Origin of the sequence: Vibrio kanaloae, from assembly GCF_024347535.1 — a bacterium.
Classification (GTDB): domain Bacteria; phylum Pseudomonadota; class Gammaproteobacteria; order Enterobacterales; family Vibrionaceae; genus Vibrio; species Vibrio kanaloae.
The window spans coordinates 1,347,838-1,364,437 of the sequence record NZ_AP025497.1 but is presented as its reverse complement, the minus strand read 5'-3'; the positions used below and the strand labels follow the sequence as shown (position 1 = coordinate 1,364,437).

The window sequence follows — 16,600 nt, the reverse complement described above, 5'->3', positions numbered from 1 at the left end:
AGCGCATTCGAAAATGCTAATAGACCACGTTACTTTAAGCCTTGGTGCAGAATCAGCCCCAAAAATACGACCGTAGACCTCATCTTTAGCCATCTTTTTACCTAGAATGAATTAGTGTAGGCTTACTTTTTGGGGCAGACTTCTCCTTATGGTTAATATTTGGCTTACTAATGCCGTTTTCTGTTAAGTTGCTATAAATTCAGTTAGGGGTGACTTACAATGGTGGCAACGATTTACCTTTATTGAGAACACTACCTTGAGCGCCAAATATTCTTATTTAGCTTGGCAAGTGAATACTTCTAGCCCAGCAGAAAAGCTTGTTTTATTGATGCTTGCAGACGGTGCTGATGAATGCGGCTACACCAATGTGTGCTTACAATCAGCAGGTCAGCTTTGTGCTCTCTCTACCTTTGGTTTGGCCGACTGCCTTAAATGCTTGGTCGACCAAGGCTTTCTCGATAAACTAAAAGTAGATTATCGAGACAAAAAAGAGATTCACGTTTTCAAAATGCTCATTGAGGAAGCACAAGAACAAGCTCAGGTTGATGTTGAAGCGCAACCGCCCAATAGCATACCCGTGTATTCTACTGCACCAGCACCAGCACCAGCACCTAAGTTTCAACCTGCGCCGGCGCCAATGCAAAATATGCAGCAAGCCCCTCGCCCACAAGGCCGAGGCTCAATGAACAGCAATACTGTTTCGACTCATGATCTCAACGAAGAAGAGATACCATCATGGGCAGAACGTGCATTTAAGTTCTCCGGCTTGTCCGGTGACCATAGTTTAGTATGGAAGAAATTTGTCCTCTGGTATAAAGCCAAAGCCAATGAATTAATGCCATTATCTCGGATTGAATCCAAGCTGCAGTACTGGCTAGTTAACGAGAAGCAAAATGAAAGACAGAACCAGAAAACCTCTCAATATTCAGGAAATGCAGGACAAGCTCAAGGAAATGGGTATCGACAAAAGCTTAGCCCATCTGAACGCTTCAGGCAGCAGCTCATCCAAAAAGGCAAAAAGCCAACCTTCTGAGCCAGCTCCGAAAGTTCAACGTGAAGCTCCAGTAGTACCTGAAGTAATTGAAAATCAAAGTACCGAAGTGAAAGTAGCGGCGGGACAAACTGCGGATTCTGGTGCGTCTCAACAAGTACCTGTTGTTGATCAAGATCCTGCAAAGCTGGAACTAACCGATTGGTGTATTCACGTGTTCGGCTCTTTTTTGAGCGTATATGAAACACAATGGGAATATCAATATGGTAGTGAGCCGAGCGGTAAGTTTATTGAATTTGCTAACTCTGTCGATTCAGACGGCCTAAACCGTGTGCTAATGCACTGCCATGAACGTATTCAACTTGGCAACAGTTGGCCGCCGCAAATGGGTGAGCTTTGGATCCTAAAAGACTCTTTGACTGAAGAGGAATTATTGGATAGCCGTATTCGAGTGTTATCGCGCGGTGGTGTGAACAAGATTGAGAAGTGGTTAATCCAAAACAAGCTGTACGATTTAAAACGCACAGCTGAAAACAAGCTCGATGGCCTGTTCAAGAAATACTACTTAGAAGCGAAACGTTTAGATGAAAAAGGTATGCTTGACACCGAGTTGCCAGATTTCCTTCTTACCGCTAACTCCGTAAAGAACCTAAACGATTTAAAACGAGAAGAGTACGAAAGCAAACACGGTAAAGCAATTAACCCAAGAATTCAGAAGATTCTGAACAGCAAAAAATAGCGCTGATCGCTTAACTTATACCGCTTAAGTCAACAACATTACTATTCTACAGATACAAAAATGCCAGCTATCAAGCTGGCATTTTTTATGAATTCTTACGAACTCTTTAACAAATATCCGTGACCAGCGGTAAGTCCGTCACTGACTGCAAGTAATTACAGCAGGTGGATAGTTGCGTTTAGAGAGAAAACGCCTGAGTCGTCATCTTTCATTTTGAAGTTTTGGTAGCTAGCGCCTACAGATAGTGGGCCAAAAATAAAGTACTCAGCGCCTACACCGTACATGATATCTACATCGTCTTGTTTGAAGCCGTCAGCTTTCAACTCGTATGAATGAAGACCACCTTTCGCGTATATGTGAAGAGGACCGAAATCGATACTTGGTTTGATCGCTAGATATGCCGTGCTCGCATCTAGGTTACTACGAACCGTGTTGCCATATTTTACGCTATCGAAAGAACCTAGATCCCAGTAACCCGCTTCAACACCGATTAATGGCAGAATACCTGTACCCACGTGGATACCCACCGCAGTTTCTTCTTCATTGCCTAATGAGTTTTGACCACCCATTACACCACCATATACCCATGAATCAGCCATTGCTGTTGAAGATGCACCTAGCAGTGCTAGTGCCAATAACGTTTTTTTCATATTCGACCTTTTCGTCCTAATGACCGACCTTAAGTGGTAATAAATTGCCACCAAGTCGCCCTGTATGTATTAACTATTCAATTAGTAATGCAATAAAGCAAGATTTATACCCAAACCTTGCCATTGCGTCTAGCTTTATTCTTTTAGCAAGCATCAATCGCGTTTTTAACACGCTTATCTGACACCGGGTAAGGCGTACCAAGCTGCTGAGCGAAGAAGCTTACACGAAGCTCTTCTATCATCCAACGCACCTCTTTCACGTTTTCTGGAACCGCGATCCCCTTTGGAATCTTATTCAACAGCTCTTTGTAATCGTTCATTACTGACTCAACTTTGATCATGTGTAAGCGATCTTTGTTCGGGTCAATCGGCAGCTTCTCCATGCGGCGTTCTATCGCCTTCATATAGCGTAGAGTATCTGGCAAGCGTTTCCATCCACATTCTGTGGCAAACCCCTTAAAAATCAAACCTTCTACTTGAGCTTTTATGTCAGAAAGTGCGAATGCCATAGAAAGATCAACACGACCTTTCAGCTTTTTACTGATGCTGAATGCCGTGGTTAAGATGGTTTCAACCTGTTGAGCAATCTCAACAACCGTATCACCCAGCTCTGCACGTACGTGTTCTTTCAGTGCTTCAAACTGCTCTGGTTCCCAAACCAAACCGCCCTTCTCTTCAATCAGCTTATCAATACCACAAGCGATACAGTCATCGATAAGATCGAGCACCTGTCCGTATGGGTTAAAGTACAGGCCAAGTTTCGATTTGTTCGGCAGGTTCGAGTGCAAGTATTTGATCGGTGATGGCACGTTCAACAGGATTAAACGACGCTGACCCGATTTCATTGCTGAGATCTGCTCTTGCTCGGTTTCGAACAGTTTGATCTCGACGCTGTCTTTAGTATCCACCAGCGCAGGGAAAGCTTTCACATCGTAGCCACCACGCTTCTGTTGGTAGACTTTTGGTAACTCACCAAAGCTCCACGTATGCAGGTTCTGTTGTTCGATATCATCGTCTGCCACTTTAGAAAGCGTTTCTTGAACCTTGTCTTTCAAGCTCTCTTTCAGCTCATGCAGGTCTTTCTGTTCTTTCAGCTTACGCTTGCGATGATCCACAGCACGGAATGTTACCTTTAAGTGCTCTGGTATCTGGTCTAACTTCCAGTCTTCACGAACTACTTCAACACCTGTCATGCGGCGCAGCTCTTTCTCAAGAGAGTCCAACAGTGGCGCTTCAAGTGGTGTAACGCGAGCTAAGAACGCATCGGCGTAGTTTGGCGCAGGCACAAAGTTACGGCGTAGCGTTTTAGGCAGTGACTTGATTAAACTAATCACCAATTCCTGGCGTAAGCCTGGGATCTGCCAATCAAAACCGTTCTGGTCGATTTGGTTCAAGATAGGCAGCGGAATGTGTACCGTTACACCATCATTGTCGTCGCCCGGCTCAAATTGGTAGCTCAGTTTCAACTTAATACCGTTTTGGTGCCAGAAGTTCGGGTAATCCAAATCAGTAACGTGGCTTGCATCGCCTCGGAACAGCATCGACTTTTCAAAGTTAAGCAGCTCAGGTGTTTTCTGGCTAGTCTTCTTCCACCATGTATCAAAGTGACGGCCTGAAACCGCCTCTTCACCTACACGCTGGTCATAGAAATCGAACAGTTCATCATCGTCGATCAAGATGTCACGACGACGTGATTTATGCTCTAGCTCTTCGACTTCTTGTAGAAGCTTACGGTTCTGCTTGAAGAAGGCGTGTTTGGTTTCCCACTCACCTTCTACTAATGCACTACGCACAAACAACTCACGGCTGACGGTGGCGTCAATCGCTCCGTAGTTCACCAAACGTTTCGGAATGATTGGGATTCCGTAGAGCATCACTTTCTCGTGAGCCATTACTGCCGCTTGCTTCTTCGACCAGTGTGGTTCGCTGTAGCTGCGCTTGATCAGATGTTTAGCCAAAGGTTCAATCCATTCCGGTTGAATCTTCGCGATAACACGACCCCAAAGTTTGGAGGTTTCCACCAGCTCAGCAGACATGATCCATTTAGGTTGTTTCTTAAATAGGCCAGACGCAGGGAAGATATGGAAGCGCGCATTACGAGCACCTTGATATTCATTCTTCTCTTGGTCTTTCATGCCGATGTGCGAAAGCAAACCTGATAGCAGCGACATGTGAATACCATCGTAGCTGCCCGGTTCGTCGTTCAACTTGGTATCCAATTCACGCATTGCTTGGTGAACTTGGAAATATACATCTTGCCATTCACGAATACGTAAATAGTTCAGATAATCTTGTTTACACTGTTTGCGGAACTGGTTACTCGACAGCGCTTTTTGCTGCTGCTTAATGTAATCCCATAGGTTCACAAACGTGATGAAGTCCGACTCTTTATCGAAGAAGCGCTTGTGCTTATCGTCAGACGATTGCTGCTTGTCTGATGGACGCTCACGCGGATCTTGAATCGACAATGCAGACGCAATAACCATCACTTCATGCAGGCAACGGTTGCTTGGCGCTTCAATCACCATACGTGCTAAACGTGGATCGATAGGTAGCTTCGCTAGCTTACGACCAATCGCCGTTAGCTTCTTCTTATCGTCGCCTTGATTCTTGTTTTTGTTCGCGGCGGGCCCGGCTGTCGCGATAGCACCTAGTTCTTCAAGCAGCCTTACACCGTCTTGAATGTTACGCTTATCTGGCGCTTCAACAAATGGGAAGGCTTGAATGTCGCCTAGACCTAAGGCTGTCATCTGAAGGATAACCGATGCTAGGTTCGTACGAAGAATCTCTGGATCGGTAAACTCTGGGCGTGACTCGAAATCTTCCTCAGAGTACAGACGAATACAGATACCTTCCGCAACACGACCACAACGACCTTTACGCTGGTTAGCACTCGCTTGAGATACTGGCTCAATCGGTAGGCGTTGTACTTTAGTTCGGTAGCTGTAGCGGCTGATACGCGCCGTACCCGGGTCGATAACATACTTGATGCCCGGAACGGTTAACGAGGTTTCTGCCACGTTGGTTGCCAGAACGATGCGTCGACCAGTGTGGGACTGGAAGATACGGTTCTGTTCACCCGCCGACAAGCGCGCATACAACGGAACAACCTCTGTATCACGCAGGTTACGCTTACTTAGCGCATCTGCGGTATCACGAATTTCTCGCTCACCGTTCATGAAGATCAAGATATCGCCAGAACCTTCATCACACAACTCATCAACCGCTTCAAAGATGCCTTCGATTTGGTCGCGGTCTGAATCACTTTCATCCCCCCCTAATGGGCGGTAACGCGTATCAACTGGGTAGGTACGGCCAGAAACTTCAATGATAGGCGCATTGTTGAAGTGCTTAGAGAAACGCTCTGGGTCGATGGTTGCCGACGTGATGATCACTTTGAGATCGGGACGCTTCGGTAGCAACTCTTTCAGGTAACCCATGATGAAGTCGATGTTCAGGCTACGTTCGTGCGCTTCATCGATGATGATGGTGTCGTACTGATTTAAAAAACGGTCGTGTTGAATCTCCGCCAGTAGAATACCGTCGGTCATCAATTTGATTTGGGTGTTATCAGAAATCTGATCGTTGAATCGAACCTTATAACCAACAAACTCACCCAGTTGTGTTTCCATCTCTTCAGCAATACGGTTCGCAACCGAACGCGCCGCAAGACGACGAGGCTGAGTGTGACCAATTAAGCCAAAGCGGCCACGGCCAAGTTCAGAACAAATTTTTGGTAACTGAGTGGTTTTACCCGAGCCTGTTTCACCCGCCACGATAACCACTTGGTTTTCAGCAATGGCTTTCGCGATGTCTTCGCGCTTTTGGCTGACAGGGAGAATCTCTGGATATTCAATCGTTGGTTTTTGTGCAGCGCGCTGGGTTGCCGTCATCATCGACTTGGCAATATCTAATGCAATTTCATCGAAAACAACGTGCTTGGATTGTTCGTTCTTAATGCGGCTTGCACCAGAGATGCGCTTACTTAAACGGAAGCGATCGCGCATCATGCACTCATTCAATGCCTTGCGAAGCGAGGCTGGGGTATTTTGAGATGCGCTAGCTTTAGGTGCTTGCTGCTTTGGTTTTTGGTTTTGTTTTGGGTTTTGCTTAACTTGATTTGCAGAGGAATCAGGTGTCGCGTTTGAATTCGCGGCATGGATCTGATTCGCAGTATCGTTGTTTTTGTCTGCTTTTTCCGGAGACGAAGTCACAGCGTGTCCTATTCTTTCTCTTATATAAACTCGCGCGATTGTACCACAAGTATTCAATAAAAAAGCCTGAGGGCTATGTGAAAACTGCGCTAACGTTTAAAAACTCAGCGATTCCACAGCGGCTGTCAGGCTCTTATCTCAGGTCCAATCAGCACCTAAATCAATCGTTAAAACTCATATTGGAAATAAACGGTGTTGTAGTTACTGCCACCTTTGATTCGACCAAACTGAGAGGCGTTTTCAAAGATCGCCGAGCGATGGTGTAATGAATAACCGAACCACAAGTTGTTCAAATCGTTGTTACCAATTAAATCACCCACATTCACATCGAATGAGAAGTCTAGGTAGTTCAACAAGTGACTTGCGGTGTAACCTTTACGATCCATCTCAGAGCCTTCAATGTAGGTAATCGAATCGATGTACGACATACCTTCTGCGACACCAAATCGCCACTGTGTCGGCCAATCAAACGTGTAGTAGGCTTTGATCGCAATGATGTATTCCGTACTCCTAGATTGCACATCTGAACTCCAGTGGTGTGCAATACCCGGCGTTAGGTAGATGTCCAACGGGAAACCAAACACTTCGTCAGTTAAAGGGTGACCATAGAAGAAGGATGTAAGCTGATTGTTGTATTCGTCTTTCTCACCGTTGAAAGTGATGATTTCACCAATGTTCGATGGCGTTGCCCAGCCGTGAGCAACACGCAGATAAGGTGCGTTACTTAGCTCAGGTTTTGGAGCCTTTTCTTTGTCGTTGAAGAAACCAAAGCCAAGGTAGAGTTCACCTTGATAACGGTCTTCCACAATGGAAGAATCGTAAGCATTATCGTCCAATCGAGTCACGCTGGTCGAACCCAATAGATAAAGGTTTGAAAATACATGATAACGCGCTTCTACGCCGACATTGAGGTCAACAGCTGCACCAATGGCTTCATTAGATGCTGAGTAGTATTCGCTATTGAAGTCGGCACTTTTATAACGCAGCGTCGCGCTTGGAGAGAATTCCCAATCGCCCGTTTCATACTTGGCTTTCACACGCAGATTACCGTGGAAGTTGTACTCACTGTCACTCATAATTTCCGTCTCGACAGCCCATTGCTCATCAAGTTGGTAAGTGAATTGAGCACCGAAATCGGCGGTATCGCCCTCAATGGCGTTTTGCTCTGAAGCTGAAATATCAATAAAACGCATACGAGAAATAGCGTTAAATGACCACTTTTCATCTTCGGTTTGGTACAGGTATGCTCCCATTTCTGTTCCGTCAATAAACACGTAATCGTTCTTGAAGAATAACATCGGGACAAATGAATTAACCGACTGGTCGCCACCAGAAGTGTCGTAAGGAATGCTCGCGGTTCGGAACATTGCAGCAATGCCCCATTCTTGCTCTTCCGCAGCCCACGCCACGCTGTTACCTAAAAAAGCGGTACTTAATAAAACCGCCCCATACGAGATGAGCTTCGGTGAAAATTTGTGCTTCATTCTTGTGTAATTACTCTTTGTAATAAATATTGTGTTACTGAATAGACATTTCTTAGTTATTCCGGCTAACTAATTTTAGGTTTGAACAGCAATGACCGTTACAATGAAGGATATTCTCGGTCAAATGAAAGTATTGTGAAAGTTTCAGAATTACAAAACATTATAAACCACTTACCCAGTGATTCCGACCCAGATATCGTTATGGGTGAGGAGTGGTTACCAGAGCGATTGGTCAACACAAAGTTAGACGGTGAACTGCTGTTTCTGGAATTCGATAATGCTCCCGAAGAAAACCAAGGGGACGACGAAGGCCGTGGTTTTGTTGAGCACGAAATTTCGATGATTAGAGAGAAGCTTGAGCAAGTCTTAGACGACCCTTCCGATACCCAGACTAAAGCCGACGCCCTATTAGCGATATTTCTCATGGGTCATGAACTTTCTAGCTCAGAAGTTATCGAAGTCCTTGAGATGGCAGAGTCAGAGGTAGTAGAGCAAGAGGTAATAGAGTCTGAAATTTCAGAATTGGAAACATCGACTCTCGAAGGTAACGAACCTGAAACACCAGAACTCGGCACCTCTGCGCTTGAAACAAAAAAACTCAACGACACACCTCCAACGATTTAGGAACCGTTTTGAAACGCTCGACGACATCATCTCTTCCATTTTTACTTGCTGGCCCGATTTTAAGAAAAACTACGGTAACTGAAGTTGTACTATGGATAGTGACTAGCTCACCGCTTACTGGCACAACCAAACTATTCAATGCAGGACAAGAGGCGCCTTTTTATACGTCGCAACTCGATGAACAAGAATCGATTCAAGTGGGTACACATGCTTGGGTAACCTTGATTCATTTACAAGGTGAGTTTCCAACCAACGTTCCGTTGGAATACCAAATAAAGACTGAGCAAGGTTCGTTAACCGACCTTGCACCTCATTTGGTTTACACAGACAGGCGAACCAACAATGACAGCTCTCGGATCGAATTTAAGATATCGACAACGGCTGACTACATCTTGCATGGCTCTTGTCGCAACCCCCATCACCCAAGTAAAGATAGTCTCGTTGCGGCTGACAACAAAGTCGCACAACAAACGGTGCTTGAGCGACCAGATATATTGATGATGAGCGGAGATCAGATCTATGCCGATCACGTCGCAGGCCCAACGCTTGATGCTATACAACAGGTGATTCAATTACTTGGACTTGCTAGTGAGAATTTGCCAACCGATTCGCAAGCTAGCGATATAAAAAATAGCGAAATGTTGTTTATGAGTGAATATCACTTGTACCGACGCCATCACCTTTTACCGCACCACAAAAGTTCCAATTCTCTACTCGATAAGATATTTCCAAGTCGCGGAGTTCCAATCTTCAGTTCGACTGATTGTGAAAACCACTTGGTCACCTTGTCTGAATTCATTGCTATGTACATACTGGTTTGGTCCCCCACGCTATGGGAATACATCAACCGTGAACGATTAATAGAAAACGATTTCACACAAGGCGGCAATAAATTAACGCCTGCAGAGCAACAAAAATGGCGAGATGAAAGCGTCATCATCGATGATTTCATTGCTGGCTTACCGCAAGTGCAGCGTCTGTTCGCGCATATTCCAACGTACATGATCTTTGACGATCACGATGTGACTGATGATTGGAACCTTACCGTGGGTTGGGAACATGCCGTCGACCAAAACCAGTTCGCGACTCAAGTCATTGGTAACGGCCTTGCGGCTTATTGGATGTGTCAGGGTTGGGGTAACAAACCGGAAAGCTTCGACGAAACGTTTATCGAGCAAGCAAAACAGCTTTTTGTCGATCAACCGCTCATTACTAAACAAACTCATAATAAAGCCGGCAATGCTGTGACTACTCACTCTGTTAGCAACATCGAGCCAGAAAAACATCAAGCCTTTATTGAGATGCTGAGTCGCTTTGAAGAGTGGCATTATACAATAGATACCTCACCCAAACTCATTGTGTTGGATACTCGAACGCGTCGTTGGCGTTCAGAGTCACGCATGAATAAGCCCTCCGGTTTAATGGACTGGGAAGCCTTGATTGAGTTTCAACATCAGTTAATGAATCAAGATAAAGTGGTGATCGTTTCTGCGGCACCGATGTTTGGCGTGAAGTTTATTGAAACGCTGCAAAAGATGATGACCACGCTAGGCAAGCCACTGGTAATTGATGCTGAAAACTGGATGGCTCACCCTGGTAGTGCCAACACGCTGATCAGTATTTTTACGCATACTAAAACACCAACCAACTTTGTCGTTCTTTCTGGCGATGTTCATTACTCTTTTGCTTACGATATAAAGCTAAGATATCGCAGAAACAGTCCGAACATTTACCAAATAACGTGCAGCGGGATCAAAAATCATTTTCCTGGTTCACTGCTTAAATTCTGTGATGCTTGGGACCGGTTGTTATACAGCCCGCGTTCGATTCTTAACTATTTCACCAAGCGTAAACGCTTAAAAATTGAGAAACGAAGTCCAGATAATCAGACCTTTTATCGCCTTTCAAATCGCAGTGCTATTGGTGAGTTAAAGTTAGACAGTGACGGTAAACCACAGTCAATCACGACATTAGGCAGTGATGGTAAAGTCACACGCTTCCCTGAACCGGATTAAACAAGTGTTCCTTATCCCTCGCTTATCCGTAATGTCAGCTTTGAGTAAAGACGCTTGCGATCACGCTCTGTAAACCCAATAGTTATATCTATCAGCGTTGCAAACTCGATATAAACATTCACTGGAGCTCGTTATGTTTAATTCTCTTACATCAATCTTCAAACAATTAATAGAAGGCCAAGACCTAAGCAAAAACCAAGTCGCATCACCCAATCTCGCCATCGCGAGTTTATTATGTGAAGTTGCGGGTGCCGACCACCAGATCGATGAATCGGAAAGAGTGGCTAAGCTTCAGCTTATTCAGCGCTTGCTAGACTTAGATGAGAAGCAAGCAAAGGCGTTACTGGAACAAGCCGAGCCAAAAGTAGAGCAATCGGTATCGCTGTATGATTACACATCTCAACTAAGAGAATTGTCTCAGCAAGTAAGAATCGACTTAATAAAAGCGATGTGGGAAGTAGCGCATGCAGATGGTGAAATAGACCCAATTGAAGACTCTGTGATCCGTAAAACAGCAGAGCTACTCTACGTTGACCACAGTGACTTTATCAAGAGTAAGTTAAGTGTTTTAGGCAAAAATTAGTGCCTGAAATAATGAATTGGAAACTGAAATAAATAAGAAGCGACGGATTAAGAAACCGGTCGCTTTTTTGAATCGGTAAGCTGAAAGCTGGCTAAACAGGGCTGAAAGGAGCTAAAAATTCAGCTACAACATAGTTAATGTGAGTTTCGCAAGATTATAAGCATCAACATAACCCGAGTGCTGACGCCCTTCCCATTCAATGTTCTTAGCTTCTTGAGCGGCTCTGTGACCAATGCGTTTGTCTTTCAATCTATTTTGAACACGATAAAGCGTTGCAATGTTTAAGAACTCGCTGAAAGGAGGTTCAATGCCTTTTTCTTTACACTCGTTGTGTAAGATGAGGTCATCGCGTCCCCACGCTGCGTAAATCTTGTTTGGACCACCAAAGTTCTTGATCATCGACTTGATGACAGACTCTAGCGGGCGGCCTTGCTTTTCAATTTTACGAGGTGTAATGCCCGTTAACTCGGCACAGAACAGAGAGACTTCGTCTTTCTCTGGCTTAACGTAGTATTGTGCGCGCTTCACGATAGTGCCGGATGCTAGGTCAATCTCAGCAAGACCAACTTCAATGATCTCCCCTGTTGTACCTACACCGTCTTCGCTCCAACAGCACATTTCCAAATCGAAACACACCACTCGATTGTGATTCATACGTCGCCTAGTTCTCTCGTCAAAATTTCGTGAAATTGTACATGAGCCCAATAAAGAACTCGACCCCAGTTTCATCAAGTGCTCATTTAGCCTGCAATTGTGACTCGATTTCGGCCATTTGACTTACTGTGGTAGAGCATGCTGTCCGCTTTTTGCATGATCTCTTCAGAGTCCTCACCGCTACGAATGGCAGCACCAATACTTAAAGTACAACTCAGTTGTCGACCTTTATACTCACAATGAGAGTGACTCACTGTGTTTCGAATGCATTCTAAGTAACGATTCAAAGCTTCATGATTCGAAATGCTAGAGATAATACAGAACTCATCACCGCCTAAACGGAACAGACCATCTCCTTGCTTCAGATTGACAGAAATCAGCTTGATAACATGAATAAGTAAAGCATCGCCAGCCGGATGGCCGAATTGGTCATTAATACCTTTAAATTTATCGACATCAAACCCAATCAAACTAAAGGGCTGGTTTCGCTCAATGGCTTTGTCGAGCATTTTATTGAAAGCACGGCGGTTATAAATTTCGGTCAGGCTATCATGATTGGCTAAGAAACGAAGCTCTTCCGTTCTTTCATCAATCATTCGGTATAAACGCTCTTTCTCACGAATTTGTAAATTGACAATATAAGCAAGAAGCAGTGAGATGGTTGTACCAACAAAAGCAATACCCGCCAATACAAGATAACCATTAAAAGAGATGCATGAATCTATCTTGTAATCGACCGTCCATTCTCGGTTAGTCAACGTGATTGTTTTTGTAATATGGTGTCCAGACACACCTTCGTAGCCGTCAGATTCAAATAAAATAGGAGCATCTTCGGATTCAAAGCCGTTATCAGTAACACGTACATAGACGTCTATATCTCCGATTGTTGACGCCAAAAGGTTATCAAAGTAGGCCGTAGTACGAACTATACCAATCACAATCCCTAATAAGTTGTCACTGTGGTCATCAAACACTGGATGGAAAACCAACATCCCCCTTTTCGGCGTATCACTATCTAAACCGTCTTGCAGTAAACGAACTTTGTCTGAAATATTAGCCTCACCCGTCTCTCTGATGTTATCAAGGATCAACTTAAAGCGTTCACGAGAAGAATAAAAACCCAACACATCATTGTTTACTGGGTCATTGGGGTAGATATCGGTCGCAATAAATGCGGGTTCACCACTCAAAACATAACCGTATGTTTTTGGGCCATGTTTAGGAATAGTAAACATTTTGTAGGATGGGTACTTCGCTATCATTTGTGCGGTATGTTCGGCGATATCTTCTGCCGCCACTTTTTGCATCCATTGCAATCCAATCAAGCTTTTCGAACCATTCATAATTTGCTCAGCAAAACGGTCGAATTTATCCCAGCCCCCTGGCTCAGAGGAATAGAAAAAATTAGCACCTGAACCTATATAAGCCACATCATTATCGATAAATGCTTTCAAGCTCAACGTTTGTTGCTTAGCAAAGCTATCCAAGTTCGTATTTAAGGAATTATGTTGATTAATCGCGACTAGAACAAAGCACAATACCATTATCAAAAATGAAACCGAAAAGGCGACTAACGGCAGAGTTCGTTTTTTCAACCCCGTCATAGGGTCGATTGTATGGGGCATACAGTTTCCATTCATATTGATTGATTTGAAAGTATACACTGCCAGAATATTACTCTCTAATTATCTTTGACTTTAACAATGGGACAAAACTAACACTATTTACAAAGTGTGGACATTTACGACGAATAAACCAACAATTCTCGATTAAATTTCAAGCTAACTCGCTAAAAAGCCAATTTATTGAAAACATTTAATAAAGCCCTTAAGCCTTGAACATGCTAGTATCCACCCCATATTTATAGCTTGAAAGAATCTATTTTGCCTTTGCATAAATGAGTTTTCTTTCCAACCTGTATATTCTACAAAACCAGCGAATATACCGTTAAATCAATCTTAAAGAGAAATCACTATGATCGTTGATTTGAACCTAATCCCACAGACGTTTGATATGCTTCACGCAGGCCTAACTGCATCAAGCGTTTTACTACTGTTAATTGCCGTTTCTCGTAAAACCAAAGTGGTTGAGAAAGTCATAGAAAAACCAGTAGAGAAGATCGTTGAAGTTGAAAAGCCAGTTGAAAAAATTGTCGAAGTAGAGAAAGTTGTTGAAGTTGAAAAAGTGATCGAAAAAGTCGTTGAAGTGGAATCTAAGCTGGCGACAGCGCCAACAGATTCAGCAATGCAACTTCTGTCTATCATGCAACAAGAAGCGCGCTTAATCGACTTCCTACAAGAAGACCTAACTTCGTTCTCTGATGAAGAAGTTGGCGCAGCGGCACGTGTTATCCACACTGGCGGCCAAAAAGTATTAGCAGACTACGTAACGCTTTCTCACATCCGTACTGAAGATGAAGAAACGCGCATCACAGTAGCTGAAGGTTTCAACCCGCAAGAGATCCGCCTAACAGGCAATGTAACGGGTAACGCACCATTCAACGGCACACTGGTTCACAAAGGTTGGAAAGCCACTGACATGAACCTACCTAAGCTTGCTGAGAATTACGATACATCTGTGATTGCACCGGCTGAGGTGGAGCTATAATGGAACACCAAAATCATTCTTCATCGCAAGAGCGTTCACAACAACAGCAAGCACCTAAGTTCAGTGTTGGTATAGATCTAGGTACAACACACTGCGTTTTGTCTTTCATCGACACAACCAATGAAGATGCTCGTGTTGAGGTGATGCCAATCCCTCAACTGACGGCTCCAGGTACAGTAGAAACTCGCAGCCAACTTGGCTCGTTCCTATACCAACCGCACGAACATGAAATGAACTCAGGTTCTCGCGTTCTACCTTGGTCTTCTGAGCCTAAAGCACTGGTTGGTGCGATTGCGCGTAACCTTGGCTCAAAAACCCCTATCCGTTTGGTAGCAAGTGCAAAATCTTGGCTATGCCACGGTGGTGTTAACCGTCGTGATGCGTTCCTTCCTGCAGGCAGCCCTGAAGAGGTTGAAAAAGTATCTCCGCTTAAAACTACTGAACTGTACCTTGAGCACCTTAAAGATGCTTGGAACCACGCAAACCCAGAACACAAACTGGCAGACCAAGATGTAACAATCACGGTTCCTGCTTCGTTTGACCCTGCTGCTCGTGACCTAACAGCTGAAGCTGCGCGTAATGTCGGGTTCACTCACCTAACGCTTTTAGAAGAGCCACAAGCGGCTCTTTACAGCTGGATTGATAACAGCAACGACACATGGCGTGACGAAGTAGACGTTGGCGACATCGTGCTTGTTGTTGATATCGGTGGTGGTACTACCGACCTTTCGTTAGTTGAAGTAACACAAGACGACGGCAACCTAAGCTTGAACCGTATCGCAGTAGGTGAACACATCCTACTGGGCGGTGACAACATGGACTTAGCTCTTGCTTACCGCTTGAAGATGAAACTGGCGCAAGACGGCAAAGAGCTAGCACCTTGGCAAGTTCAAGCTATGACTCACGCTTGTCGTGATGCGAAAGAAGCACTGCTAAACGATGGTGAACTTCAATCTGTGCCGATCGTTGTCCCAAGCCGCGGTTCTAAACTGCTTGGCGCGACACTGAAAACAGAACTGACTCAGCAAGAAGTACAACAAACATTGGTTGATGGCTTCTTCCCGAAAGTAGCCGTGACTGAGCATCCAGTACAAAAGACGCGTGGCGCACTGACTCAAATGGGTCTGCCTTACGCTCAAGATGCGGGTATCACTCGTCATATTGCTGCATTTCTTTCTAAGCAAGCCAATGCGCTTTCTGGAAATAGCGAAACGGCTCAACAAGATTTCAACCCGTTTGCAAACATGCCCGGTATGCCAGGCGCAGAAGCACCAGCGGCAGCGGCAGATTTCATCAAACCAACAGCGGTGTTGTTCAATGGTGGTGTTCTAAAATCTAACCTACTTGCTGATCGTCTTTCAGATACGATCAACGAATGGTTGATCAATGCTGATGCAGAATTTGCTAAACAGCTTTCTGGATTGGATTTAGACCTTGCAGTTGCAAGTGGCGCTTCTTACTACGGCGCAGTGCGTCGCGGCCAAGGCGTTCGTATCCGTGGTGGTATCGCTTCTTCTTACTACGTAGGAATCGAAAGCGCCATGCCAGCTATCCCAGGTATGGCTCCGCCAATGGAAGCACTGTGTGTTGCGCCATTTGGTATGGAAGAAGGTTCAAGCGTTCAAGTTCCTAGCCAAGAGTTTGGTTTGGTGATTGGCCAGCCAGTACACTTCCAATTCTTCGGTTCTACGACCCGTCGTGAAGACGTAGCGGGTACGCACCTTGATCATTGGGCACCAGAAGACCTTGATGAACTTCCAGAGATTCAAGTGACACTGCCAGTATCTGAAGGTCGCCGTGAGGGTGAAGTGGTTCCAGTAACCCTAGCCTCTCGTGTTACTGAACTCGGCACGCTTTACCTAGAAGCAATTGCTGCTGATAACGGTCAGAAATGGCACGTAGAGTTTGATGTTCGTGAAGACGCGAATAACGACTCAAACGAACAAGCATAACGAAGCAACGGCACCTTAACGGGTGCCGTTACTTTATCAATGCGATTCCCTAACCCTGTATTAAAAACATTTAAAAGACAATAATAA

Annotated in this window: 12 protein-coding genes; 7 read left to right on the top strand and 5 right to left on the bottom strand. The window is 44.7% G+C overall.

Going from position 1 to position 16,600, the window contains the following annotated elements; all coding sequences use genetic code 11:
- Nucleotides 1-256: 256 nt before the first annotated feature.
- Both OCV24_RS06355 and OCV24_RS06350 read left to right on the top strand, forming a co-directional pair.
- A complete protein-coding gene (locus OCV24_RS06355; protein ID WP_150878457.1) occupies nt 257-1,033 on the top strand; it encodes a hypothetical protein in 777 nt (258 codons plus the stop codon).
- Nucleotides 954-1,730, top strand: coding sequence for a hypothetical protein (locus OCV24_RS06350; RefSeq protein ID WP_150878455.1), 777 nt, complete (start codon nt 954-956; stop codon nt 1,728-1,730). The genes OCV24_RS06355 and OCV24_RS06350 overlap by 80 nt, the downstream gene beginning before the upstream one ends.
- Before the next feature lie 155 nt (nt 1,731-1,885).
- On the opposite strand, the gene OCV24_RS06345 is transcribed toward OCV24_RS06350, so the two are convergent.
- The 3 genes from OCV24_RS06345 to OCV24_RS06335 form a co-directional block, all read right to left on the bottom strand.
- Nucleotides 1,886-2,380, bottom strand: coding sequence for an outer membrane beta-barrel protein (locus OCV24_RS06345; RefSeq protein WP_077680512.1), 495 nt, complete (start codon nt 2,378-2,380; stop codon nt 1,886-1,888).
- 143 nt (nt 2,381-2,523) lie between these two features.
- A complete protein-coding gene (gene hrpA / locus OCV24_RS06340) occupies nt 2,524-6,390 on the bottom strand; it encodes an ATP-dependent RNA helicase HrpA (RefSeq protein WP_390902100.1) in 3,867 nt (1,288 codons plus the stop codon).
- Between the two features lie 371 nt (nt 6,391-6,761).
- Entirely contained in the window at nt 6,762-8,078 is a 1,317-nt protein-coding gene (locus OCV24_RS06335; protein WP_150878451.1) for a MipA/OmpV family protein, read from the bottom strand.
- A gap of 135 nt (nt 8,079-8,213) precedes the next feature.
- Here OCV24_RS06335 and OCV24_RS06330 point away from each other — a divergent pair, with 135 nt between their 5' ends.
- The 3 genes from OCV24_RS06330 to OCV24_RS06320 all read left to right on the top strand — a co-directional run bounded on the left by OCV24_RS06330 (nt 8,214) and on the right by OCV24_RS06320 (nt 11,300).
- Nucleotides 8,214-8,702: a VC1380 family protein gene (locus tag OCV24_RS06330; protein ID WP_150878449.1), complete on the top strand. Its 489-nt coding sequence runs from the start codon at nt 8,214-8,216 to the stop codon at nt 8,700-8,702.
- 8 nt (nt 8,703-8,710) lie between these two features.
- On the top strand, nt 8,711-10,717 hold the full coding sequence (locus tag OCV24_RS06325) for a metallophosphoesterase family protein (protein WP_150878447.1): 2,007 nt from the start codon (nt 8,711-8,713) through the stop codon (nt 10,715-10,717).
- A 133-nt stretch (nt 10,718-10,850) separates the two neighbouring features.
- Entirely contained in the window at nt 10,851-11,300 is a 450-nt protein-coding gene (locus OCV24_RS06320) for a tellurite resistance TerB family protein (RefSeq protein WP_136997845.1), read from the top strand.
- Nucleotides 11,301-11,423: 123 nt separating this feature from the next.
- Here the strand turns inward: OCV24_RS06320 and OCV24_RS06315 are convergent, their stop codons facing one another.
- Nucleotides 11,424-11,954, bottom strand: coding sequence for a 3'-5' exonuclease (locus tag OCV24_RS06315; RefSeq protein WP_017057512.1), 531 nt, complete (start codon nt 11,952-11,954; stop codon nt 11,424-11,426).
- A gap of 86 nt (nt 11,955-12,040) precedes the next feature.
- On the bottom strand, nt 12,041-13,579 hold the full coding sequence (locus OCV24_RS06310) for a sensor domain-containing diguanylate cyclase (protein WP_017057513.1): 1,539 nt from the start codon (nt 13,577-13,579) through the stop codon (nt 12,041-12,043).
- Between the two features lie 349 nt (nt 13,580-13,928).
- Here OCV24_RS06310 and OCV24_RS06305 point away from each other — a divergent pair, with 349 nt between their 5' ends.
- Nucleotides 13,929-14,561: a DUF2760 domain-containing protein gene (locus OCV24_RS06305; protein ID WP_137008161.1), complete on the top strand. Its 633-nt coding sequence runs from the start codon at nt 13,929-13,931 to the stop codon at nt 14,559-14,561.
- A complete protein-coding gene (locus OCV24_RS06300) occupies nt 14,561-16,513 on the top strand; it encodes an Hsp70 family protein (protein WP_137008160.1) in 1,953 nt (650 codons plus the stop codon). The genes OCV24_RS06305 and OCV24_RS06300 overlap by 1 nt, the downstream gene beginning before the upstream one ends.
- Nucleotides 16,514-16,600 lie beyond the last annotated feature (87 nt).